The following is a 22735-nucleotide window of genomic DNA, read 5'->3' as shown; positions in this document are numbered from 1 at the left end:
TGCCACAGTGAGCGGCGTGATCACGCCGGAACCGCCGTTCGTCCCGGGACTCGAACTCGCCGCAGCACTGTACGAGGACGCCGTCCGACCCCTGCTGGAAAGCGCTTACCCGCAACTCCGCTACGCGGCCGCGCGCATCGGCCCGGGCTCCGAAGTGCTCGGCTTCGACACCGCCCGCTCCACCGACCACGACTGGGGGCCACGACTCCAGCTCTTCCTCACCCCCGAGGACGCCGAACTGTACGGCGCGGCCATCACCGCCCTGCTCGCCGAGCACCTGCCCCGGCAGATCCGCGGCTGGTCCACCCACTACCGTCGCACCGGCGACCCGCACAACCCGGTCAGCCACCTCGAACCCGCCGCCGGTGCCACCGTCGACCACCGCGTCACCGTCCACCACCTGCCCGGCTGGCTCACCACCGGGCTCGGCCCCCGAGCCGCCGCCTGGATCGACACCGACCCCGCCACCGCCGACTGGCTCGCCCTCCCGCAACAGCGACTCGCCGAACTCACCGCCGGCACCGTCCTGCGCGACGACCACGGCACCCTCACCGCCGTCCGCCGACGCCTCCGCTGGTACCCCGACCAGCTGTGGCGCTACCTGATGGCCTGTCAGTGGCAGCGCATCGCCCAGGAGGAGGCGTTCGTCGGCCGCTGCGCCGAAACCGTAGACGAACTCGGCGCCGCGATCGTCGCCGCCCGCCTGGCCCGCGACCTGATGCGGCTCGCCCTGCTCCAACACCGCACCTACGCGCCCTACAGCAAGTGGCTCGGCCGGGCCTTCGCCCGCCTGCCTGCCGACCCCGCCCTCGGGCCCGCGCTGCGCGCCGCTCTCGCCGCGACCGACCACGGCACTCGCGAGCGCCACCTGTGCGACGCCTACGAATCCGCCGCCCGTACCCACAATGCGCTGGCTCTCACCGAGCCGATCGACCCGACCTGCCGCCCGTACCACAGCCGCCCGTACCAGGTCCTGCACGCCGACCGCTTCGTCCACGCCCTCCGGCGCACCGTCACCGACCCCGACCTGCGCGATCTCCCGCCGACCGGCAGCGTCGACCAGTGGGCCGACAGCACCGACCTGCTCGGCCGCCCGGCAGCGCACCACGCAGCCGTCGACGCACTGGTCGGCCAGGTGCACTGAGCGGGCGGGCAGGCTGTCAGGTCGGCGTGCACGCCGCCCCGGTGCCGTAGTCGGGTGCCCTGAGCTGCGGGACCTCGGTGGACCGGAACCCGGCCGGTGCCGGGGGAGCCGGCCGGTCGTCAGGACGGTCGGGAGGCGCGCAGCGAATAGACCAGCGGGAGGCGGGGGCCGGGCGGCAGGAAGAAGTGTCCGTGCGCGTGTTCGTGCAGGAAGTCCAGGTGCAGGCCGGAGGCTGCCAGCGCGCTGACCACGTCGCCGATTCCGTGCCGCCACTGCACCGTGCGGGTGGCCGTCATCGGCGCGTCCCGGTCGGCGTAGCTGCCCGGCGTGTCCAGCACGGCCGGCGCGCGGTCGAAGTAGTCCTCCACCACGGTGCGGCCGTCCGCTGCGACGAGTTCGGCGATCGGGTGGAACTCCGACAGGTAGGCGAACCCGCCCGGACGGACCAGCGCCGCCACCGTGCGGGCCCAACGCGTCAGGTCCGGAAGCCAGTTCAGGGCGCCCATGCCCGTGTACACCACGTCGAAGGTCTCGCCGCCGAGTGCCTCCACCGCGCCGTACACATCGGAGGCGACGAAGCGCGCCGATTCCACCCCGAGCTGCTTCGCCAACTGCGCGGCCTCCACCAGCGCCGGCTCGGAGAAGTCCAGCCCCGTCACCAGTGCACCGCGACGCGCCCACGAAAGAGTGTCCAGGCCGATGTGGCACTGCAGGTGCAGCAAGCGCTTTCCGGCAATGTCTCCGACCTCCGCGAGCTCGAAGTCCCGCAGCACCTCCGCTCCGGCCACGAACGCCGGAACGTCGTAGAACGCCCCGCCGACATGGACCGGCACCCGCTCGTCCCAGTTGGCGCGATTGGCCGCCTCCCAGTCCGTCCAGTCGGCGGGCGGGACGGACTGGGAGGCGGGTGGAGGCTGGGGAAGGTCGTCGGAGAAAGTAGACATGACGACACAGCCTTCCGGGTTGCCGGTGATGGGTCAACGAAATATCGGACCGGCCGGGCGGACGATCACCTGGTCGGTCGGCGGGCCGGGGACCCGGCGGGTCGATGCCCGATCAGGTGCGCGCCGCCCACTGCTCCGCCAGCGTGGCTCCCGCCCGGTGCAGCCAGCGGGCCGGTTCGGACCGGGCGGCGGACGCGGATCCCGCCAGCGAGGAGAGGGTGAGCACCCCGTCCGCCGACGACTCGCCCGCCACCACGCTCGACGGGACGCCCGCTGCCTCGGCCAGGCGCACCACCTCGCCGACGGCCTTCCCCTGGAGACTGGTCGCGTCGTACCGGCCCTCGCCGGTGATCAGCAGATCCGCGGACGCCAAAAGGCCCGGCAACCCGAGGAGTCGAGCCACCGCCGGTGCGCCCGGCTCGACCACCGCGCCCCAACCGGCCAGCAGCCCGTACCCCGTCCCGCCCGCCGCGCCTGCGCCCGGATGCGACGGATTGCCGCCCATCAGCTCCGCCAGGCGTTCCAACCTGCGTTCCAACAACGGAAGTTCCCGCTCACCGGCACCCTTCTGCGGGCCGTACACCGCCGCCGCGCCGCGCTCGCCCAGCAGCGGATTGGTCACGTCGGTGAGCAGCACCACCCCGCCGGGCGGGGCGAAGCGAATCCGCGAACGGTCGAAGGCGGTCGCAGCGTCGAGCGCGGCATCGAGATCCGACGAAGCGTCAGGAATGACGTGGCCCGTGCTGTCCAGCAGGCGGGCGCCGAGCGCGGACAGCAGCCCGAATCCGCCGTCGGTGGATGCCGAGCCGCCGAGGCCGACCAGCAGCCGGGTCGCCCCGGCGTCCAGCGCGGCGGCGATGGTCTCGCCGGTGCCCCGAGTCGTCGCGGTCAGTGGACGCAACTCGCGGCCCAACAAAGGGAGTCCACTGGCCACGGCCAGCTCGACCACCGCCGTGCCGTCCGGCAGCAGCGCGAACTGCCCGGGCACCGGCCGCCCGTCCGGTCCCGCCACGTCGGGGACGTCGACCAGCCGCGCACCGGGACTGGCCGAGACGACGGCCGCGAGCGTCCCCTCCCCTCCGTCCGCCATCGGCACGCACCGCACCTCGTCCGCCGACCGGACCGAACGCCAGCCCGAGGACAGCGCCTCGGCGGCGTCTGCCGCGTCGATCGTCCCCTTGAACGAGTCCGGCGCCACGACGATCCGCATCCGCCCCACCTCCGCCTCTCTCGATCTCGACCCGCCGACCCCGACAGGACCCCGACAGGCCACTTCGGCCCGCCGATTCCGCCGGAGCATCCATCCCGACGCGGCACCACTCAACCGGACCGCTCCAGGTGCCCACCATCTCGACACGACGCGCGCGACAGGGTGAGGCACGACACCGTCGGACAGCGGCGGGCGAGCCGGCCGACGACCCGCTCGCCCCTCCACCTACCTGCGCGTGCCGGCCCGCGCGCCCGCCGGCGTCAGCGACGCACCAGATGCGTGCGGTGACGGTCCTTCAGGGTGGCGAGGGTCTGCTCACCCGGGGTGTTCCACACCTGCTCGTTGAAGAGCTCGACCTCGATCCAGCCCTCGTAGCCGGCCTCGGCCACCCGGTCGGTCAGCCAACCGAAGTCGATGTGCCCGTCGCCGACATGGCCCCGGCCCAGCAGCGCGTCCGCCGGCAGCGGCAGCGTCCAGTCGCACACCTGGTACGAGGCGATCCGGTTGCCCGCCCCCGCACGCGCGACCTGCTGCTCCAACTCCGGGTCCCACCACACGTGGTAGCTGTCCACCACGACACCGACCTGCTCGGCCGGATGGGCCTCCGCCAGATCCAGCGCCTGGCCCAGCGTGGAGACCACCGCCCGGTCCGCGCAGAACATCGGGTGCAGCGGCTCGATCGCCAGCCGGACGCCGAAGTCGCCTGCGTGAGGCGCGAGTTCACCGATCATGTCGGCCACCTGGCGGCGCGCCCCGACCAGGTCGCGACTGCCGGACGGCAGGCCGCCCACCACCAACACCAGGGTGTCGGTGCCGAGTTCGGCCGCCTCCTCGATCGCCGCCAGGTTGTCCGCGAACGCCGCCCGGCGCGCCGCCTCGTCACCGGCCGTCAGGAACCCGCCCCGACACAGGCTGCTAACCGCGACACCGGCGTCCCGGCACAGTCGCGCCGCCCGGGCCAGGCCTGCCTCGGCGACCTTGTCGCGCCACAGGCCGATCGCCGGAATCCCGGCGTCCACGCAGCCGCGCACCGCCTCCTCCAGGCTCCAGCCCTTGGTGGTGATCTGGTTCAGCGACAGCCGCTCGCACCCCTCGGCCACCTTCAGCACCGCCGCGCTCATGCCCGCACCCCCGCCAGCGCCAGGAACTCCCGCATCCGACCCGCCGCCAACTCCGGATCGCCCAACACCCCGGCCACGTCCGCCAGTCGGAACAGCTCCACCAGGTGACTCACCGAACGGCCGCTCTGCGCACCGGCCACCATGGTGAAGTGCTCCTGGTGCCCGCACAGCCACGCCAGGAACACGATGCCCGTCTTGTAGTGGAACGTCGGCGCCGCGAACAGATGGCGGGCCAGCGGCACCGTCGGACCGAACAGCGCATCGTAGCGCGCGAGATCACCGGCGTCCAGAGCCCGCAGCGCCGCCGCCGCGACCTCCGCGATCGGATCGAACACGCCCAGCAGCGCGTCACTGTGACCGACTTCGTCACCCCGCACCAGCTCCGGGTAGTTGAAGTCGTCACCCGTGTACATCCGCACCCCGGACGGCAGTTCACGCCGCAACGCGACCTCCCGACCCGCGTCCAGCAGCGACACCTTGATGCCGTCGATCCGGCCCGGGTGGCTGCGAATCAGCTCCAGCACCGTCTGCGCGGCCGCATCCAGATCCGCCGAACCCCAGTAGCCGGCCAGCGCCGGATCGAACATCTCGCCCAACCAGTGCAGAATCACCGGCTGTTCGGCCTGCTCGACCAGCTTCCCGTACACCGACAGGTAGTCCTCCGGACCGCGGGCCGACGCCGCCAGCGCCCGGCTCGCCATCAGGATCGGCTGCGCACCCGCCGCCTCGACCACCGCGAGCTGCTCCTCGTACGCCGCCGACACCTCGGCCAACGAGACGTTCACGGACGCCAGTTGATCGGTGCCCGCACCGCACGCCAGTCGGCCGCCGACGGCCTTCGCCTCCGCACCCGAACGGGCGATCAGCTCCTGCGTCGCGGCCCAGTCCAGGCCCATCCCGCGCTGCGCGGTGTCCATCGCATCGGCCACCCCCAGGCCCAACTCCCAGAGCCGGTGCCGGAACTTGAGCGTCCCTTCCCAGTCCACGGCGGCCGGCGCACCGGGCGCGTTCCCGCCCAGCGGATCGGCCACCACATGGGCGGCCGCGAACGCCACTCGGGACGAGACCGGCCCCGTCGGGGCGGCGAGCGCCACGGGCTCGCGCAACTGGTACCGGCCGATGCCGGGCAGATCGAGATGAGTCATGGTGTCAGGCCTTGGGATCGGGCGATCACACGGATCGACGGGATGGGGGAGGGGTGTGGAAGCGGCGGCCACAACCTGCGGAAGGTCGGGGACGCGGGGAAGGGCTGTCGACGGGGTTCACGTGCCGGGCGACGCAGACGAGTTGGACGGGGCGGTGGGCGGAGCCGGGTCTCGGCTCGCACCGCCCCGTCGGTCCCGCTGTCGGTCCCGGACCCCGGGTCCCGGCAGTTGCGGCCGGACGAGTCAGAGGCTGAGCTCCGGCACGTCCAGCCGGCGGCCCTCGCGGGCCGAACGCAGGCCCAGCTCGGCCAGCTGCACGCCCTTGGCGCCCTCCAGCAGGTCCCACTGGTACGGCGCGCCGGTCACGACGTGCTTGAGGAACAGCTCCCACTGCACCTTGAAGCCGTTGTCGAACTCGGCGTTGTCCGGCACCTGCTGCCACTGCTCACGGAACGACTCGGTGACCGGCAGGTCCGGGTTCCACACCGGCTTCGGCGTCGAACCACGGTGCTGAATACGGCAGTTGCGCAGCCCGGCGACCGCGCTGCCCTCGGTGCCGTCGACCTGGAACTCGACCAGCTCGTCCCGGTCCACCCGGACCGCCCACGACGAGTTGACCTGCGCGACGATCCCGCCCTCCAGCTCGAACACGCCGTACGCCGCGTCGTCCGCCGTCGCCGGGTACGGGCGGCCCTGCTCGTCGACCCGCTGCGGAATGTGCGTGGCGGTGTGCGCGTACACCGAGCGGACCGGGGCGATGATGCCGTCCAGCACGTAGCGCCAGTGCGGGAACATGTCCAGGATCATGCCGCCGCCGTCCTCGGCCCGGTAGTTCCAGGACGGACGCTGCGCGTCCTGCCAGTCGCCCTCGAACACCCAGTAGCCGAACTCGCCGCGCACCGACAGGATGCGACCGAAGAAACCGCCGTCCACCAGCCGCTTCAGCTTCAGCAGACCCGGCAGGAACAGCTTGTCCTGCACCGCGCCGTTGCAGACCCCGGCGGCCCGCGCCAGCCGCGCCAACTCCAGCGCCGCGTCCAGCGACTCCGCGGTCGGCTTCTCGGTGTAGATGTGCTTCCCGGCCGCGATCGCCGCCTTGATCGCGGACTCCCGGGCCTGGGTGACCTGCGCGTCGAAGTAGATCTCCGCCAGCGGGTGCGCCAGCGCCTCGTCCAGCGAGGTGGTCCAGTGCGACAGGCCGTGCCGCTTCGCCAGCTCCTCCAGCTTGGCGGCGCTGCGCCCGACCAGGATCGGCTCCGGCCACAGCACCTGGCCGTCGCCCAGCGGCAGGCCGCCCTGTTCGCGGATGGCCAGGATCGAGCGCACCAGGTGCTGGCGGTAACCCATCCGGCCGGTGACGCCGTTCATGACGATGCCGATGACCCTGCGGGACATGGGGGGTCCTTTCCGTGGGCGATAGGTGGAGAGGGGGAGGGTGGGCAGCGGGGCGTGGAAAGCGCTTGCCGACTCCGTCCGGGGAGACCCCGGGTCGGTGCGGGAAAGCGCTTTCCATGCCCCGCTGCCGACCGGCGTCGAACCCGTGTCGGGGTCGGCGCGGAGATCTGGGGGAAGTGTTGCGAGAGCTGATGGAAAGCGCTTTCCATGCGAGTCGGAGAGGACCCTTGGAAAGCGCTTTCCATGCGCCGAGGCTAGGCGGCCCGCCCGCCTCGGTCAAGGCGTTGTGGTCGCCTCGGCCGCCCGGACCCGGCCGAGCGGTAACCTGTCCCTCGATCATCAGCGGGCAGGGCGAGGGAATCGGGGAGTATCGGGTGGCTGTCACTCTCGGGGATGTGGCGCGGCACGCGGGTGTCTCGCTGGCCACCGCCTCCCGGGCCCTTAACGGCTCGGCGCGGTCGGTGACGGAGGAGCTGTCGGCGAAGGTCCGGGCGAGCGCCGAGGCCCTCGGCTACCTCCCCAACGCGCCGGCGCAAGCTCTGGCCCGGTCGTCCGGCGCGACGATCGGCGTGCTGCTGCACGACGTGGCCGACCCTTACTTCGGCGGGATCGCCCGCGGCGTCGGCGACGCCGCCGCCCGCGCGGGCCTGCTGTCGCTGGTGACCAGCACGGACGGCGACCCCCGGCGCGAGCTGGAGGCGATCCGGATGCTGCACGCGCACCGGGTCCGGGCGATCGTTCTGGCCGGGTCCGCGTACAACGACGTCTCGGTGATCCAGCAGCTGGACGAGGCGCTGGCGGCCTATCAGGAGCAGGGCGGCCGCGTGGCGGCCATCACCGATCACGGCCCGCTGTACGACACCGTCCAGGTGGACAACAAGGAGGGCGCCGCCTCGCTCACCCATTCGCTGGCCCGACTCGGCCACCGCCACTTCGCGGTGATCACCGGCCCCGAGCGGATGCGGGTCGCCGAGGACCGCCTCGACGGCGTGCTGGACGCCCTGCGCGAGATCGGACTGACGCCGGCCGAAGGGATGCTCCAGCGCACGGAGTTCACCCGTGAGGGCGGTCGGGCCGCGATGGCCCGGATCCTGGACGTCGCCCGGGAGAGTGGAACTCCGCTGCCCACGGCCGTGCTCGCGCTCTCCGACATCTGCGCTGCCGGTGTCCTCGCCGAACTGCGCGACCGCGGCATCTCCGTCCCCGGCGAGATCTCGGTGGCCGGCTTCGACGACATCCCATTGGCGACCGATCTGGCCCCGGCGCTGAGCACCGTCCGCCTTCCGCTCGCCAGGATGGGCGAGTCCGCCGTCCGTCTGGCTCTTCGCGAGGGCGGCCGACGCGAGGCCGCCGAAACCAGTTCGGCCTACGCCGAGGTGGTGCTGCGGGACAGCACGGCTGCCCCGCGGGTCGACTGACGTCGCACCAGGGCACAACTGCGCAAACCCGTCCGGCCGTTGGAGCAGGTGCGAGCCGGTGGGCCACTCTGCGACGCCGCACCGGCGGGCGGCCGCCGACGGACGGCGGGGGCGCGGTCGGCCGCGTAGCCGCATGTGACAAACCCGGCGATGTCGGTGGTCGTTCCCGGGATACTGGGTGCCCATGGATGAGGTGGAAGTCGTCGTCGCGCATTCCGAGCGGGCGACGCTGCGCGTCGGTGACGTGTTCCTGAAGGTGGATGCCGATCGGGCGCGCATCGACGCCGAGGTCGAGGCGATGTCCCTCGCGCCGGTCCCGACGCCGGAACTCCTGTGGTGCAAACCGCCCGTACTCGCGCTGGCCGCCCTGTCGGGGACGACGCTCGGACGCCTCGGCGGGCCGTCGACCGGATCGTCGGCGGGTTGGGCCGCGGCGGGCGCCGCCATCCGGCAGCTGCACGACGCGCCGCTGCCGCCCCGGCCGGGGCGGGCCGGCCGGAGCATCGCCGCGCTGGTCGCGGAACTCGACGCCGAGTGCGAACTGCTCGTCACGAACGGCGTCCTGCCCGCCGACCTGGTCACCCGCAACCGCCAGGTCTCCGAGGCCGCGCTCCGGCCGTGGACCCCGGCCTTCACGCACGGCGACCTGCAGATCGCCCATGTCTTCGTCGACGGCGACGAGGTCACGGGCATCATCGACTGGTCCGAGGCGGGCCAGGGCGACGCCCTGTACGACGTCGCCACCTTCACGCTCGGACACCAGGAGCACCTCGACGACGTCCTCGTCGGCTACGGCACCGACGTCGACCTCGACGTGATCCACGGGTGGTGGTCACTGCGAAGCCTGCTGGCGGTTCGCTGGCTGGTCGAGCACGGATTCGACCCCTTCGCGCCGGGCTGCGAGGTCGACGTGCTGAGATCCCGGATGTGAGGCTGCGCCGGTCGCTGCTCAGGTCGTCGTACGACGCGCGGCAGCAGCGCCTGTTGGTGGCAGGGGACAGGTTCCCGGCATGGCTTCACATCTCGGTCCTGGTGCCTCGGTGCCACCATCCGGCGTTTCGCCGGCCGGCTCGCGCGTGGTTCGGTCGGTCATCCGATGCTGGAGGGGATCGACTACTGGGCGGAGCTCCGGGATTCGCCTTCGCAGGCGGAGACCTGCTTCGCCGTGTTCGTCAACGTCCTTGAGCTGGACGAGAACGGGGAGCCGGTCAACGAGAAGTACGCCGAGCGCCGGGCGGCGACGCTTCTCTACCGGTACTGCACCGGGGAGTTGCCGCCGGGTGAGCCGGAACTCGAAGGGTGGGAGTGCGAGTTGTACTGACGCGGGTAGGGAGCCGGCGCGCCAAGGAGCCCTGCTGGTAAGGGCCTTGGCGTCGCATGGGCGATGCGGGCCGGAGTTGCCGATGCGCCGCCGTGGCCGTTCGACGATCCGGCTCGCTATGTGCGGACAGCCCGGATCGCGAGTGGCGGTGGCTGCGGGCCATCTGGGCGGGGCGGGCGCGGGTGAGCGAGGACTTCTGGCGGCTGTACTTCGTGGTGCTGCTGGACGATGAGCCGATCGTTCGTCGACAACCACGCGTCCAACAGGGTTTCCCGAGCGCTGGGTTGCGAGCCGAACGGCACCGCGTGGGACACCCGCCGCGGCGAGGTGCGCCGACCCAGCGCCGGCGGCTGGCGCGGGACGCGTGGGAGCGGACCCGCCGTGACGACATCGAGCCGGTGGGCGTTCAGACGCGCCTCCCCGTGCTGGGCCTCGCCCGACCGTCGGCCCCATGCGGAGGGTCCACGCGGGACCGCTCCAAGGGTCAGGTGTCGGCCGGGGCGGTGAGCAGGTTCGTCGCGGCCCGGTGGACCTTGGTGAGGGCGGCCAGCAGGAGTGCGCGCTCGGCCGGGGTGAGGTCGGCCAGGACATGGTCCTCCATGGCCCAGCGTTCGGCCTCGACCGGTTCCTGCAGGGCGCGGCCGGCGTCGGTGAGCCAGAGGCGGACCAGGCGGTTGTCCCGGTCGTCGCGTTGGCGGGTGAGGAGCCCGGCGGTGGCCATCCGGGTGGCCATCTTGACCACGGTCGGCGTGGTGACGTTGAGCGCCGCGGCGATCTCGCCGGGCGGGCGGCCGTCCTGTTCCCACAGGGCGGCGAGCAGGTGGTTCTGTCCGAGGTGGAGGCCGTGGCGGCGCATCGCGCCGTCGGCGAGCGCCCGGAGCGCCTTCGAGGTCTTGCCGTGCAGGTCCAGGAACTCGGGCATCTCGGCCTCCGGGAAAGAGCGGGCGGATCGCGGAACAGGCATGCGCAGCAGATCGATTGACGGCTAATCAGTTCCTGGCTAACGTTCTCGCCGAATCGCTAGACGGCTAACGTCTCCAGGGGGAACGATGATACTGATCACCGGTGCGACCGGAAACATCGGCCAGGAGCTGGTCCGCGCGCTCGACGCGCAGGGCGCCGAGCTGCGCCTGCTGGTCCGCGACCCGGCCCGGGCCGCCGCGCTGCCCGCGCGGGCCGAGCGTTTCGTCGGCGACCTGGACGAACCGTCCACGCCCGCAGCCGTGTTGGCGGGCGTCGAGAAGCTGTTCCTGCTCACGCCCGGCATCGGAACGGCGCACACCGCGCAAGCGGTCGCCGCCGCCGAAGCGGCGGGGGTGCGCCACCTGGTGCACCTGTCGTCCGCCAATGTGCTGGGCGATCCGATGCCCGCGATGGGACGCTGGCACCACGAACGCGAGGAGATCGTGCGCGGCTGCGGCATCCCGGCCACCATTCTGCGGCCCGGCGGGTTCATGACGAACGCCCTGGAGTGGGTGCCGACGATCCGCGCGGAGGGGTACGTCCTGGACCCGGTCGGTCCGGGCCGCTTCGCGCCGATCGACCCGGCCGACATCGCCGCCGTCGCCGCCCGGGTCCTCACCGAGGACGGCCACCGGGGTGAGGAGTACGTGCTGACCGGCGACGAGTGCCTCACGGTCGCCGAGCAGGTGCGGATCCTCGCCGGAGCGCTCGGCCGCCACATCGAGGTCCGCGAGGCGCGGAAGCCCGCCGAGGCCGTCCGCGCCCGCTTCCCCCGCGGCGTGCCGCAGGCGCTGGCCGACGCCATAGTCGAAGGGTTCGCGCTGATGCGGGCCGATGTCGTCGGGATGCGCACCGACACCGTGGAGCGGCTCCTCGGACGCCGGCCGGGCACGTTCGAGGCCTGGTGCGTGCGCAACGCCGACGCCTTCCGGTCGGCGGCCGCAGTCGGCTGAGCATCCCGGCCGGCGTCCGGGCAGCCGCTCCGCGGTCGGCCGTTCAGGACTGCATGCCGCCGAGGTACTGCTCCAGCTGCTGCTGGTTGACGACCAGGCGCAGGCACAGGTGCCGGAACTGCGCGAGCTCCTCGGGAGTGAAGCCGCGGAAGACGGCGGACATGGCGCGCTGGGTCGGCAGGCGGAACGCGTCGAGCCATTCGCGGCCGGCGGGGCTGATGGTGACGCGGACCGAGCGCCGGTCGTCGGGGTGCTGGACGCGGCGGGCCAGGTTCTCGCGTTCCAGTGTGTCGACCAGGCCGGTGACGTTGCGGGAGCTGACGCCGGCCGCGCGGGCGAGGGCCCCGATGGTGAGGCCGTCCGCGTCGGCGTTGCCGAGCCGGGTGAGCAGGTCGAGGGCTCCGGCGCTGAGGCCGCGGCCGCCGGCGCCGTGGGCGCGAAGGCGATCGATGGACTGCGAGGCGGAGCGGACTGCGGCGGCGGCCTCCAGCGCGAGGGTGTCGTCGCCGAGTGCGAACGCGGCCATCGAGCTGCGCACGCCGGGGTCGTAGAGGTGGCCGTCGGGGTCGTTGGCGAGGGAGGGTTCGGGGGTGGGCAAGTTATGTACGTCCTTCAACATGAAGTAGTACCTTAATCGGCGAGGGCTCTCCGGTCCAGCCCCGAGGCGATTGACGGGCGATCAACCCCGGTGAGTCGAACGGTGCTTGACGGCTCGCCGCCCGCTCGTCCGTTCGGCGCAGCGACGCGCCACCGACGGTGCAGTGGGCGCGCGGGGAGGCGGAGGTGCTGGCTAGCGTCCGAGGGTGGGCGGGCGCCGGGGTCGGAATGCCGGGCGCCCGGGCCTTGAACCGGATCGAGTCGAGCGCTAGGAGAGTGCGCGTGGCCGCGACACCGCCGCCCCCCGGGGGGTCGCCGGACGGGAGTGCGGGGGGCGGTTCGGCGGGGGACGGGCCGCCGCCGTACCGCGGGGGAGCGGTGCCGGTGGAGACGCGGTCGGACGTCACGACCTCGCCGGCCGGTCGGGCGTCGATGGTGGCCGGGGCGGCGAGCGTGCTGCTGATCGCGGCGATCCTGCTGGGCAGCCGGGAGCTGCGGGACTTCGACTCGGCGCTGGTGCCGTACGCGGTGGCGACGGTGTTCCTGACCTTCGGCGTGGTGTACCGGTACATGATGTGGATCTCCGCCCCGGCCGCCCGCCGAATGTTCCGGGAGGGCTGGGCCGCGGCGCTGTCCTGGGAGAACCTGAAACGCTCGCCGACCGCGCTGCCGCGGATGGCGGCCACCTACCTGGGTTTCCAGAAGTTCCTCGGCGCCCGCTCGCACGCCCGCTGGGCAGCGCACCAACTCATCTTCTGGGGCTGCCTGTTGGCGGCCGTCATCACCTTCCCGCTGACCTGGGGCTGGTTCACCTTCACCGCCGCCGGCGCAACCGGCCCGGGTTACGAGATGCGGCTGTGGGGGGTGAAGCTGTTCGGCTTCGACTCCGGCAGCTTCCTCGGCTGGGCGCTGTACCACGGGCTGGACCTGGCCGCGGTGATGGTGATCGGCGGCGTCGGCTACTTCCTGTGGCGACGGGTGCGGGACCGGGCGGCGACCACCGGTCAGCGGTTCGGCTACGACTTCCTCCCGCTGCTGGCCCTGCTCACCATCTCGGTGACCGGCCTGCTGCTGACCTTCTCCGAGATGTTCCTGCACGGCGGCGGCTACGAGTTCCTGGCGATCCTGCACATGGCGTCGGTGGTGCTCACCCTGGTCTATCTGCCGTTCGGGAAGTTCTTCCACATCGTGCAGCGCCCGGCCGCGGTCGGCATGCAGCTGTTCAAGTACACGGCGCGACGCAAGGGTTCGGACGCCGAGGAGCTGCGGGCGTGCCGCCGCTGCGGGCAGCCGATCGACACCGCCGCCGCCGTCGACAACCTGCGCGCCACCATGCGCGACCTGCGGCTCGGCTTCGACGAGTGGGCCGAGTACTGCCCGCGCTGCAAGCGGGTGCTGCGCGGCACCGCGTACCTGTCGGACGTCAAGCGAGGGTTCAAGTGAGCGGCGAGCACGTCCCGTTGGACCCGAGCGTCGCCCCGCTCGGCACCCGCGAGTTCCGCGACGCCGGCGGGCTTCCGGCCGCCGCCTGGCGGGCCGACCAGACCGAGCAGACCCTGGTGCCCACCCACTGCTGCTTCTGCGGCATCCAGTGCGGCATGTACCTGCGGGTGGACGGCCACGGCAAGGTGTTCGGGGTCGAGCCGCGCAACCACGACATCAACCGAATGCGCCTGTGCCCCAAGGGAATCAACGCCTACCAGCAGGTCAACCACCCGGACCGGCTGACCGCGCCGCTGCTCCGCCGCGACCGTGAACAGCCGTTCCGCGAGGTGAGTTGGGACGAGGCGCTGGAGTTCACGGTCGAGCAGATCAACCGGATCCAGCGCGAGCACGGCCGGGACGCTTTCGGGATGCTCGGCGGGGCCAGCCTGTTCTCCGAAAAGACCTACCTGGTGGGCAAGTTCGCCCGGGTCGCACTGAAGACCCGGCACGTGGACTACAACGGCCGGCTGTGCATGGTGAGCGCCGCGGGCGCCAACAAGCTGGCGTTCGGCATCGACCGGGCGGCCAACCCGTTCGCCGACATCCTGCAGACGGACTGCCTGTTGATCGTCGGGGCGAACGTCGGCGAGTGCTTCCCGGTGCTGACCCAGTACGTGTGGGGGGCCCGGGACCGGGGTGCGACGCTGATCGTCGTCGACCCGCGGCAGACCGCGGTCGCCCGCACCGCCGACATCCACGTCGCGCTCAAGTCCGGTACGGATTCGGCATTCTTCAACGCGGTGCTGCACGTGATCGTCGAGGAGGGACTGACCGACGAGGCGTTCCTGGCGGCGAACACCACCGGCTGGGCGGAGGTGAAGGCCGCCGTCAAGCAGTACCCGCCGCGCCGCGCCGCCGAGATCTGCGGCGTCCCCGCCGAGCAAGTCGTCGAGGTGGCAAGGTCGTTCGGCCGGGCGCGGCGGGCGATGGGCTGGCACGCGCGCGGCATCGAGCACCACACCCAGGGCGTGGAGAACTGCCTGACCGTCATCAACCTGTGCACCGCGACCGGCAACCTGGGCCGCCCGGGCGCCGGTTACGGCACCCTCACCGGCCAGGGCAACGGGCAGGGCGGCCGCGAACACGGCCAGAAGTCCGACCTGCTGCCCGGCGGCCGCTCCATCAACGACCCGGCGCACCGCCGCCAGATCGCCGCGATCTGGGGCATCGAGGAGTCCGAACTCCCGCCCGCCGGAACGTCGATGATGGAGATGGTGTGGCAGATGCAGCGCCAGGAGATCCGCGGCCTGATCGGTGTCTGCAACAACCCGTTCGTCTCGCTGCCCAACTACGCGGTGGTGAAGGACGGTTACGACAAACTGGAGTTCCACGCCCAGTTCGACTTCTTCCTGTCCGAGACCGCCGCCAACGCGCACGTGGTCTTCCCCGTCACCACCTGGGCCGAGGACGAGGGCGTGATGGCCAACGCCGAGGCCCGGGTGGTCAAGCACAACAAGGCGCAGGAGCCCCCCGAGGGCGTCCGCACCGACACCTGGGTGATGTGCGAACTGGCCCGGCGCCTGGGCGCCGGAGGCAAGTTCGCCTTCGAGGGCTCGCGCGACGTGTTCGACGAACTGCGCCGTGCCTCGGCCGGCACGGTGATCGACTACTACGGCATCACCTACGACCGGCTGGAGCGGACCGGCGGCCTGGTGTGGCCCTGCCCGGGCCTCGAACACCCGGGCACGCCAAGGCTGTTCGAGGACGGCAGGAGCTACCACCCGGACGGGAAGATCCACCTCCAGGCAGTCGAGTGGCACCCGCCGGCCGATCCGTACGACGACGACTTCCCGATGACGCTGACCACCGGCCGCACCGTCGCGCACTTCCTGTCCGGCAACCAGACCCGCCGGCTCGGCGCGCTGGTCGAGCAGACGCCGCGACCGTGGGTGGAGGTGCACCCGTCGCAGGGCTTCCGCAACGGCGAGCCGGTGCGGGTGGTCACCCGGCGCGGCAGCGCGGTGCTGCCGGCGCTGGTCACCGAGGCGATCCGACCGGACCACGTGTTCGTGCCCTACCACTGGCCGTACCCGGTGGCCGCCAACGAGTTGACAATCGACGCCCTCGACCCGCGTTCGAAGATCCCCGAGTACAAGGTGTGCGCGGTGCGGATCGAACGCGCCCGGGCCGTCGACGAGGTGCCCGCGCCGCCCACCCCGCCGGGCCGTGAGGCGTACCCGGAGACCCAGGTGCCGCGCACCGACCCGCTGCCGCCGACCTCGTCGCAGGGCGTAGGCACCGGAGAGAGGGGCTGAACCACGATGCTGGGACGCACCATCTTCATCGACCCCGGCCGCTGCATCGGCTGCCAGGCCTGCGTGTCGGCGTGCCGCGAATGCGACTCGCACCGCGGCAAGTCGATGATCCACCTGGACTACACCGACGAGGGTCGCACCGTCGCCTCGCTGCCCACCGTGTGCATGCACTGCGAGGACCCGGTCGCCCCGTGCGCCGAGGTCTGCCCCGCCGAGGCGATCCTGATCACCGCGGACGGCGTCGTCCACGAGGCCGACCCGACCCGTTGCATCGGCTGCGCGAACTGCGTCAACGCCTGCCCGTTCGGCGTGCCCAAGATCGATCTGGAGGCGAAGCTCCAGATGAAGTGCAACCTCTGCTACGACCGCACCTCCTACGGCCTGGCCCCGATGTGCGCCACCGTCTGCCCCACCGGCGCCCTGTTCTACGGCACCGCCGAGGAGTTGCAGGCAGAACGGCCCGGCGTGGACGTCTCCACCGAGTTCGTGTTCGGCGCCACCACCGTCTCCACCGGCGTCGCCATGGTGGTGCCGCCGGAGCGCCGGGCGCCCGTCCCCGGCGGGCTGTTGAACGTGATCGAGGTCAATGGGCGGTCCACGCCCGGGAACGGATGAACGTGATCGAGGTCAGCGGGCGGCCCGCGCCCGGGAACGGATGAACGTGATCGAGGTCAACGGGCGGCCCGCGCCCGGGAACGGATGAACGTGATCGAGGTCAACGGGCGGCCCGCGCCCGGGAACGGAGCGGTGGCGTGAGCAGCCCCGTCGACCCGCCCGAGCCGGGCAGCCCCGAGGACGGCCATCGGGCCGAGCAGGCCGCGCTGCGTGAGCGGATCAGCGCCGACTCGCTCACCACCCGCCGCGACTACCTGCGGATCGTCGCCACCGTCTCCGGCGGCCTCGCGGTCGGCTCCGCCGTCGTCTCGGCGGGCGTGCTGCACCGGCACGGCGACGGCATCGCCGCTCCGCTGAAGGTCGCCGACCGGCTGGAGCGCGGGCAGGCGGTGAGCTTCGACTACCCCGGCGAGGACGATCGGGCGATGGCGATCCGCCTGCCCGACGGCACCCTGGTCGGCTACTCCACCGTCTGCACCCACCTGGCCTGCGGCGTGCTGTGGCGACGTGACCACGGCCCCGACGGCGATCTCTACTGCCCGTGCCACGAAGGGAAGTTCGACGCCCGCAGCGGCGAGGTGACGGCCGGCCCGCCGCCCCGGCCGCTGCCCAAGGTGGTCATGGTCGAGGATGCCCGGGGCGCGGTCTGGGCGATCGGCACCGCCCGCTCCGGCGAGGACGAGCAGGCGGGCCTGTGCCGGGGCCTGCGCGACCGCAACCCGGCGCTGGCCGAAGCCGCCGGATGCCCGAGTCGGAAGAGCGGCAAATGATGCTGGAAGAAAGAGACATGACGATGCGTCAGGAAGGCCTGGTGGGTGTGCGGTGAGCGTCCCCGAAGGTCATTTCCCCGAGGGCTACCACCCCGGCAGTGACGAACCGCACCTCAACCGGCCCGTCCACGAACGCTATCCGCAGATCCGGCCGACCTCCGGGTACGCCGACGCCCGGGTCACCGCGACCGGCCCAGGACCCGGCGCGGGCACCGACCAGCAGCCGGAACGCTCGGCGATCCTCTCCGCCCGCGTCGGCCTCGCCATCACCGTCGTCATCGGCCAACTGTGGGGGCTCACCGTCGCCACCAACGCCTGGATGCGCGGCGAGATCGCCACCGCCTGGTGGGCCACCGGCTTCAGCATCGCCTCCTTCCTGGTGGTGCTGCTCGCCTGGCGGATCTCCCCGTACGACCGCTGAACACCGGGTGCACCTGCCGCCGGACACTCGGTGACGGCTCGCCCGAGGCACCCGGAGTGCGGTGCCCGGAATGTGGTGATACCTCTCGAAGAACCTGTGGAAGGGAGCCCCCGATGGACTACCCGTTGCTCAACCTGTTCTGGACGATGATGTGGTTCTTCCTCTGGATCCTCTGGCTGTTCCTGCTGTTCAAGGTGATCACCGACATCTTCCACAGCCACGACCTGAGCGGCTGGGGCCAGGCCGGCTGGACGGTCCTCGTCGTCCTGCTGCCCTACATCGGCGTGCTCGTCTACCTGATCGCCCGCGGAAAATCCATGGGCAACCGTGACCGGGCGCTCGCCATGCAGGCGGAGAGCAGCTTCCAGGACTACGTCCGCAAAGCCGCCGGCACCGAGAACCAGGACGCAGGGCGGCGGCACGTCGACGAACTCGCCCGGCTCGCCGACCTGAAGAACAGCGGCGCCATCTCCGAGGACGAGTACCGCGCGGCGAAGAGCAAACTGCTCGCCTGAGACCCCGCCGGCAGGCGGGCGGGAGGAGGACCGGCAGGGTGCCGGACACACCACTGACACCCGAGGTGTTCGACCGGGCCATCGTGGCGATCGCACTGACCGCCGGCGACGACCACCGGCTGGTGTACGTCAACGACGCGTTCCGCGACCTGTTCGGCGACCGCCCGCTCGGCGTCCCGGCCCGTGAGGTGTTCACGGAACCGGGTGCCGAGCGCTTCGTCGCCACCCTCGACGCCGTGCTCGCCGACGGCACCGCCCGGCAGGTCACCGCGCCACGCACCCTGAGCTGCCCCGACGGCGGGACGGCCCACCGGCACTTCGTCTACTCCAGCTCGCCCGCCGGCACCCTGCACGCCCCCGGCACCCCGCACGGGCCCGCCATCCTCACCACCGCCGTCGACACCACCGCCGAACTGCATTCCGCCCTGGAAGCCGAACGCCTGTCCGTCGAACGGCTGCAGACCCTGCGGCGCTACGAGGCCCTGATGGCGGCCGCTGCCCAGATGGTGTGGCTGGTGCACCCCGACGGCACCGCCGACGAACTCGTCCCCGGCTGGGAGGCCTTCACCGGCCGCCCGTTCCCCGGGGCGGTCGGCACCGGCTGGCTCGACGTCGTCCACCCCCAGGACCGCGACCAGCTCGCCACTCGCTGGGCCGACGCCGTCCGCGACCTGCCCACCACGTTCGAGCACGTCTTCCGGGTCCGCGGCAAGGACGGCGGCTACCGGCACGTCCGGGCCCGCGCCGTCCCCATCGTCCGCAACGGCGGACCCGCCGAATGGATCGGCACCACCACCGACATCGAGGACCAGTGGCGCAACCGGCTGCGCGAACGACTGCTCGCCCGGGCCGGCGCCGTCACCGAGGCCGAGCGCGCCGAGGACGCCTTCGCCGCCCTCGCCGCCACCCTCGTCCCCGACCTCACCGACGTGTGCGCCGTCTTCGTGCTGCGCGAGCCCGACGCGGCCGGCGGCGCCGTCGTCGCCACCCGGGTCGCCTCCGTCGCCCGCCCCGGACTGCCCCCGCTGCCACCCATCAACCGGCAGACCTTCACCCTCGGAGAACGCGCGGGGAAAGCGGTTTCCGACCGCACTCCCACCACGCTCGAATTCGCCGACGGCAATGTGTCCGGCGGCAGCATCCCCGAGGTCTCCGCCCGCTGGCTGAGAGCCGCCCGCGCCACCAGCGTCACCCTGCTGCCGATCGTCGTCGACGGCGCCGTCGTCGCCCTCGCCGCCACCGCCGACTGCGAAGGCGCACCCCCGCCCGGCCCCGCCGACATCGAACTCCAGCACGAAGTCCTGCAACGGGCCCAGGCCCCGCTGCGCCAGGCCCTCGCCCTGCAACGCGCCCGGCACTCCGCCGTCGTCCTGCAACGCGCCATGCTCACCACCCCGCCCCGGGTCGGCGGCGCCGACCTCGCCGCCCGCTACCGCCCCGGCAACCGCAACGCCGAAGTCGGCGGCGACTGGTACGACGCGTTCACCCTCCCCGACGGCGCACTCGCCATGACCATCGGCGACGTCGCCGGCCACGACCTCGCCGCCGCCACCACCATGGGCCAACTGCGCGCCATGCTGCGCTCCATCGCCTACATCCGCCCGCACGGCCACACCCCCGCCGACACCCTGCGCGAACTCGACACCGCCGCCGAAGGACTGGGCGTCGGCAGCTTCGCCACCGCCGTCCACGCCCGCCTCACCCGGCACGGCGCCGACGGCTACTGGGAGGTCGAGTGGAGCAACGCCGGCCACCCGCCACCCGTCCTGGTGCCCGTCACCGGCCCGCCCCGACTGCTGGCCGCCGAGGACGCCGACGTCCCGCTGTCCGTCGACCCGCGCCGCCCCCGCGTCACCCACCGCGACCCGATAGGCCCCGGCGAGACCCTGCTGCTCTACACCGACGGCCTGGTCGAAGTCCCCGGCGAACACCTGGGCCGAGGCATCGCCCGCCTCTGCGAAGCCGCCGCCGAAGCCCGCCACCGCCCCCTCGCCGACCTGTGCGAACACCTGGCGAGCGGCGTCGTCGACCTCCGTGACGACATCGCCCTGATCGCCTTCCGGCCCACCCCGCCGACCCCGGGCAGGCCGTCATGAACACCACCCCGGACGGCGACGCGGAAAGGAGGCACGTCGTGGACGGCCCGGACGGCCCGGACGAGGCGCAGGCCGGCGGGCACCCCGCCGGCGACCCCGTGCGGCGCGCAAACGCAGCCCACCGCCACAGCCCCGACCGCGGCCCCGACGGCAATGGCGGCGAAAGCGGCGAAGGCCACGACACGGCACTGCTCGACGCCCTGTTCGCCCAGGCCCCGGTCGGCCTCTACCTGCTCGACCAGGATCTGCGGCTGGTCCGCCACAACGCCGCCGCCCGCAACGCCGACACCCGGCCCGGCGTCGGGGCCGACCCCGGGACCGCCGGTCGCCGCGCCGGCGACTTCGCCCCCGGCTTCGACGGCGCCGAACTCGAATCCCTCGCCCGCCAGGCCCTCGACGACGGCGACTGGATCCGCGAACACGTGATCCGCGGCCGCACCCCCGGCGAGCCCCGCCGCGACATGATCGGCGCCGTCTCCTTCTTCCCCGTCGTCTCCGACACCGGCCGCCGCTACCTGGTCGCCGCCATCGAGGACGTCACCGAACAGCAGACCGCCCTCGAACGCCTCGACATCCTGCACACCGCACACCGCCGACTCGGCGCCTCCCTGGACGCCATCGGCTCCGCCCAGGAACTCGCCGACGTCGCCGTGCCACGCCTCGCCGACATCGCCACCGTCGACCTGCTCGACGAACCCCTGCGCGGCCTGCCGCCCCGCGCCGGACCCGTCGACCCCACCTCCCCGCTGCGCCGCGCCGCCTACCGGGCCGTGCACGCCCCCGGCCGGCCCGCCGCCGAGCCGGGCCCGATCCCGCACGGCGAACTCTCCACCTACGGGGCGCCCACGCCGTACAGCCAGGTGCTCGACGACGGGCGGGCGCGGCTGGTGCGCGGACTGAACGGCGACGAGGACTGGCTGGCCGCCGACCCCGTGCGCGGACGCCGCCTGACCGGGCTCGGCGTGCATTCGATGATCGTTGCGCCGCTGGTGGCCCACGACACGGTGCTGGGCGTGCTGTCCCTGTACCGGAACCGGCGGCCGGACCCGTTCGAACCGGCCGACCTGGACCTGGCCGTCGAACTCGCCTCCCGCGGCGCCCTGTCCATCGACAAGGCCCGCAGCTACGCGCGCGAACGCACGATCGCCACCACCCTGCAACGCCAGCTCCTGCCCAGGGAACCGGCCGAACTCAGCGCCGTGGAGACCGCGCAGGTCTACCTGCCGGGCGCGGTCGGCCCCGGCGGCGACTGGTACGACATCGTCCCGCTGTCCGCCGCCCGGGTCGGCCTGGCGGTCGGCCGGATCACCGGAACCGGCATCGAGGCCGCCGCCCTGATGGGCCAACTCCGCACCGCGCTGCGCACGTTGGCCGTCCAGGACCTGGCGCCGGACGAGCTGCTGGTGCGCCTGGACGAAGTCGCGCGGGTCCTGGCCAACGAGCAGCGCGGCAGCCTGCCGCCCGGCGCGGACCGGCTGCCGGACGGCCTCGCCTCCTGCCTGTACCTGGTGTACGACCCGATCGCCCGGACCTGCACCGCCGCGTCCGCCGGGCACCCCGCGCCGGTGCTGGTCGGCCCGGACGGCGAGCCGCTGCCGTTCGACGTCGAGCCCGCGCGGCCGCTCGGCTGGGGCGACTGCTGCTACGAGACGACCACCGTCGAACTGGACGAGGGCTGCGTACTGGCGCTGTACACCGAGGGGTTGATGTCCGGCCGGGCCCGGCACCCCGACCGGGACGGCACGCCCGACGGCCCGGGTGTGCGGCGGGCGGTGCTGGAGCGGGTGCTCGCCCGGCCCGGGGAGGAGCGCCTGCCCGACCTGTGCGACCGGGTGGTGTACGCGCTGCTGCCCGAACGCCAGCGGGAGGACGCCGTGCTGCTGCTGGCCCGCACCCGGGCGCTGCCGGACGAGCGGGTCGCGGTGTGGACGCTGCCGGACGATCCGGCAGTGGTGCGCACCGCCCGGCGGCTGGCCGAACACCAGCTCGCCGCCTGGGACTTGGGGGACCTGGAGTTCGCCACCGAGATGATCGTCAGCGAGCTGGTGACCAACGCGATCCGCTACGGGGAACCGCCGATCCGGCTGCGGCTGATCCACGACCGGGGCCTGATCTGCGAGGTCTCGGACAGCTCGGCCAGCACCCCGCACATGCGGCGGGCTAAGAGCACCGACGAGGGCGGCCGCGGGCTGTTCATCATCGGTCATCTGGCGCAGCGCTGGGGGACCAGGTTCGGCCGGCACGGCAAGACCATCTGGGCGCAGCAGGAACTGGCGCCGACGGGCGATTCACGCAGGGACGGTGCCGGGGTCGACCCGTCCGAGCCGTAGCGGGAGGGCGAGTTGACGGCCGGTCCGGCGCCGGGGA

Annotated in this window: 20 protein-coding genes; 13 read left to right on the top strand and 7 right to left on the bottom strand. The window is 72.7% G+C overall.

The genetic code is table 11. The annotated features are described in order from the left end of the window. Positions 1 to 16: 16 nt before the first annotated feature. Positions 17 to 1144, top strand: a complete 1128-nt coding sequence (locus ACI1MP_RS03090; protein WP_404867639.1) for a DUF4037 domain-containing protein — start codon at positions 17 to 19, stop codon at positions 1142 to 1144. Positions 1145 to 1263: 119 nt separating this feature from the next. Here the strand turns inward: ACI1MP_RS03090 and ACI1MP_RS03085 are convergent, their stop codons facing one another. The 5 genes from ACI1MP_RS03085 to ACI1MP_RS03065 all read right to left on the bottom strand — a co-directional run bounded on the left by ACI1MP_RS03085 (position 1264) and on the right by ACI1MP_RS03065 (position 6959). Continuing rightward, entirely contained in the window at positions 1264 to 2088 is an 825-nt protein-coding gene (locus ACI1MP_RS03085) for a class I SAM-dependent methyltransferase (protein ID WP_380331808.1), read from the bottom strand. A gap of 112 nt (positions 2089 to 2200) precedes the next feature. Beyond that, a complete protein-coding gene (locus ACI1MP_RS03080) occupies positions 2201 to 3298 on the bottom strand; it encodes a glycerate kinase (protein WP_404867638.1) in 1098 nt (365 codons plus the stop codon). Positions 3299 to 3558: 260 nt separating this feature from the next. Further along, positions 3559 to 4419 carry a sugar phosphate isomerase/epimerase family protein gene (locus ACI1MP_RS03075; protein ID WP_404867637.1) on the bottom strand — a complete coding sequence of 287 codons (861 nt, stop codon included), beginning with the start codon at positions 4417 to 4419 and terminating at the stop codon, positions 3559 to 3561. Continuing rightward, complete coding sequence (locus ACI1MP_RS03070; RefSeq protein WP_404867636.1) at positions 4416 to 5564, bottom strand: dihydrodipicolinate synthase family protein; 1149 nt, start codon at positions 5562 to 5564, stop codon at positions 4416 to 4418. Before ACI1MP_RS03070 ends, ACI1MP_RS03075 begins: the two co-directional genes overlap by 4 nt. A gap of 243 nt (positions 5565 to 5807) precedes the next feature. After that, positions 5808 to 6959 carry a Gfo/Idh/MocA family protein gene (locus ACI1MP_RS03065; protein ID WP_043911738.1) on the bottom strand — a complete coding sequence of 384 codons (1152 nt, stop codon included), beginning with the start codon at positions 6957 to 6959 and terminating at the stop codon, positions 5808 to 5810. Between the two features lie 374 nt (positions 6960 to 7333). Between ACI1MP_RS03065 and ACI1MP_RS03060 the strand changes: the two genes are divergently transcribed. The 3 genes from ACI1MP_RS03060 to ACI1MP_RS03050 all read left to right on the top strand — a co-directional run bounded on the left by ACI1MP_RS03060 (position 7334) and on the right by ACI1MP_RS03050 (position 9698). Beyond that, on the top strand, positions 7334 to 8377 hold the full coding sequence (locus ACI1MP_RS03060; protein WP_363481873.1) for a LacI family DNA-binding transcriptional regulator: 1044 nt from the start codon (positions 7334 to 7336) through the stop codon (positions 8375 to 8377). Positions 8378 to 8561: 184 nt separating this feature from the next. Continuing rightward, the gene (locus ACI1MP_RS03055) at positions 8562 to 9308 is read left to right on the top strand and encodes a phosphotransferase family protein (RefSeq protein WP_404867635.1); all 747 of its coding nucleotides are present in this window, start codon (positions 8562 to 8564) and stop codon (positions 9306 to 9308) included. A 165-nt stretch (positions 9309 to 9473) separates the two neighbouring features. Beyond that, on the top strand, positions 9474 to 9698 hold the full coding sequence (locus ACI1MP_RS03050) for a hypothetical protein (RefSeq protein ID WP_404867634.1): 225 nt from the start codon (positions 9474 to 9476) through the stop codon (positions 9696 to 9698). Between the two features lie 484 nt (positions 9699 to 10182). Here ACI1MP_RS03050 and ACI1MP_RS03045 read toward each other — a convergent pair whose 3' ends face one another. Continuing rightward, positions 10183 to 10620, bottom strand: a complete 438-nt coding sequence (locus ACI1MP_RS03045) for a MarR family winged helix-turn-helix transcriptional regulator (protein ID WP_404867633.1) — start codon at positions 10618 to 10620, stop codon at positions 10183 to 10185. A 127-nt stretch (positions 10621 to 10747) separates the two neighbouring features. On the opposite strand from ACI1MP_RS03045, the gene ACI1MP_RS03040 reads away from it, so the two are divergent. Continuing rightward, positions 10748 to 11614, top strand: a complete 867-nt coding sequence (locus ACI1MP_RS03040; RefSeq protein ID WP_404867632.1) for an NAD(P)H-binding protein — start codon at positions 10748 to 10750, stop codon at positions 11612 to 11614. A 43-nt stretch (positions 11615 to 11657) separates the two neighbouring features. Here the strand turns inward: ACI1MP_RS03040 and ACI1MP_RS03035 are convergent, their stop codons facing one another. Then, the gene (locus ACI1MP_RS03035) at positions 11658 to 12212 is read right to left on the bottom strand and encodes a MarR family winged helix-turn-helix transcriptional regulator (protein WP_404867631.1); all 555 of its coding nucleotides are present in this window, start codon (positions 12210 to 12212) and stop codon (positions 11658 to 11660) included. Between the two features lie 227 nt (positions 12213 to 12439). Between ACI1MP_RS03035 and ACI1MP_RS03030 the strand changes: the two genes are divergently transcribed. The 8 genes from ACI1MP_RS03030 (at position 12440) to ACI1MP_RS02995 (ending at position 22698) form a co-directional block, all read left to right on the top strand. Beyond that, positions 12440 to 13654 (top strand): MFS transporter, encoded by a 1215-nt coding sequence (locus ACI1MP_RS03030; protein WP_404867630.1) that lies wholly within the window; start codon positions 12440 to 12442, stop codon positions 13652 to 13654. Beyond that, the gene (locus tag ACI1MP_RS03025; protein ID WP_404867629.1) at positions 13651 to 15951 is read left to right on the top strand and encodes a molybdopterin oxidoreductase family protein; all 2301 of its coding nucleotides are present in this window, start codon (positions 13651 to 13653) and stop codon (positions 15949 to 15951) included. Before ACI1MP_RS03030 ends, ACI1MP_RS03025 begins: the two co-directional genes overlap by 4 nt. A gap of 6 nt (positions 15952 to 15957) precedes the next feature. Further along, on the top strand, positions 15958 to 16566 hold the full coding sequence (locus ACI1MP_RS03020) for a 4Fe-4S dicluster domain-containing protein (protein WP_100584473.1): 609 nt from the start codon (positions 15958 to 15960) through the stop codon (positions 16564 to 16566). A 137-nt stretch (positions 16567 to 16703) separates the two neighbouring features. Beyond that, a complete protein-coding gene (locus ACI1MP_RS03015) occupies positions 16704 to 17336 on the top strand; it encodes a ubiquinol-cytochrome c reductase iron-sulfur subunit (protein WP_100584472.1) in 633 nt (210 codons plus the stop codon). 52 nt (positions 17337 to 17388) lie between these two features. Then, positions 17389 to 17757, top strand: a complete 369-nt coding sequence (locus ACI1MP_RS03010; protein ID WP_100584471.1) for a hypothetical protein — start codon at positions 17389 to 17391, stop codon at positions 17755 to 17757. Positions 17758 to 17870: 113 nt separating this feature from the next. After that, entirely contained in the window at positions 17871 to 18272 is a 402-nt protein-coding gene (locus tag ACI1MP_RS03005) for an SHOCT domain-containing protein (protein WP_100584470.1), read from the top strand. Positions 18273 to 18310: 38 nt separating this feature from the next. Next, a complete protein-coding gene (locus ACI1MP_RS03000; protein WP_380344432.1) occupies positions 18311 to 20368 on the top strand; it encodes a SpoIIE family protein phosphatase in 2058 nt (685 codons plus the stop codon). After that, entirely contained in the window at positions 20365 to 22698 is a 2334-nt protein-coding gene (locus ACI1MP_RS02995; protein WP_404867628.1) for a SpoIIE family protein phosphatase, read from the top strand. The genes ACI1MP_RS03000 and ACI1MP_RS02995 overlap by 4 nt, the downstream gene beginning before the upstream one ends. Positions 22699 to 22735 lie beyond the last annotated feature (37 nt).

It is taken from the genome of Kitasatospora griseola (genome assembly GCF_044999035.1).
In the GTDB taxonomy this organism is placed as follows: domain Bacteria; phylum Actinomycetota; class Actinomycetes; order Streptomycetales; family Streptomycetaceae; genus Kitasatospora; species Kitasatospora griseola.
Note: the sequence above shows the minus strand (reverse complement) of the source record. Positions and strands in the feature narration are given on the sequence as shown.

Coding starts and splice junctions, on each gene's coding strand:
- ACI1MP_RS03085 (WP_380331808.1), bottom strand. CDS start 2,088: ATGTCTACTTTCTCCGACGACCTTCCCCAGCCTCCACCCGCCTCCCAG.
- ACI1MP_RS03080 (WP_404867638.1), bottom strand. CDS start 3,298: ATGCGGATCGTCGTGGCGCCGGACTCGTTCAAGGGGACGATCGACGCG.
- ACI1MP_RS03075 (WP_404867637.1), bottom strand. CDS start 4,419: ATGAGCGCGGCGGTGCTGAAGGTGGCCGAGGGGTGCGAGCGGCTGTCG.
- ACI1MP_RS03070 (WP_404867636.1), bottom strand. CDS start 5,564: ATGACTCATCTCGATCTGCCCGGCATCGGCCGGTACCAGTTGCGCGAG.
- ACI1MP_RS03065 (WP_043911738.1), bottom strand. CDS start 6,959: ATGTCCCGCAGGGTCATCGGCATCGTCATGAACGGCGTCACCGGCCGG.
- ACI1MP_RS03055 (WP_404867635.1), top strand. CDS start 8,562: ATGGATGAGGTGGAAGTCGTCGTCGCGCATTCCGAGCGGGCGACGCTG.
- ACI1MP_RS03050 (WP_404867634.1), top strand. CDS start 9,474: ATGCTGGAGGGGATCGACTACTGGGCGGAGCTCCGGGATTCGCCTTCG.
- ACI1MP_RS03045 (WP_404867633.1), bottom strand. CDS start 10,620: ATGCCCGAGTTCCTGGACCTGCACGGCAAGACCTCGAAGGCGCTCCGG.
- ACI1MP_RS03040 (WP_404867632.1), top strand. CDS start 10,748: ATGATACTGATCACCGGTGCGACCGGAAACATCGGCCAGGAGCTGGTC.
- ACI1MP_RS03030 (WP_404867630.1), top strand. CDS start 12,440: ATGCCGGGCGCCCGGGCCTTGAACCGGATCGAGTCGAGCGCTAGGAGA.
- ACI1MP_RS03020 (WP_100584473.1), top strand. CDS start 15,958: ATGCTGGGACGCACCATCTTCATCGACCCCGGCCGCTGCATCGGCTGC.
- ACI1MP_RS03005 (WP_100584470.1), top strand. CDS start 17,871: ATGGACTACCCGTTGCTCAACCTGTTCTGGACGATGATGTGGTTCTTC.
- ACI1MP_RS02995 (WP_404867628.1), top strand. CDS start 20,365: ATGAACACCACCCCGGACGGCGACGCGGAAAGGAGGCACGTCGTGGAC.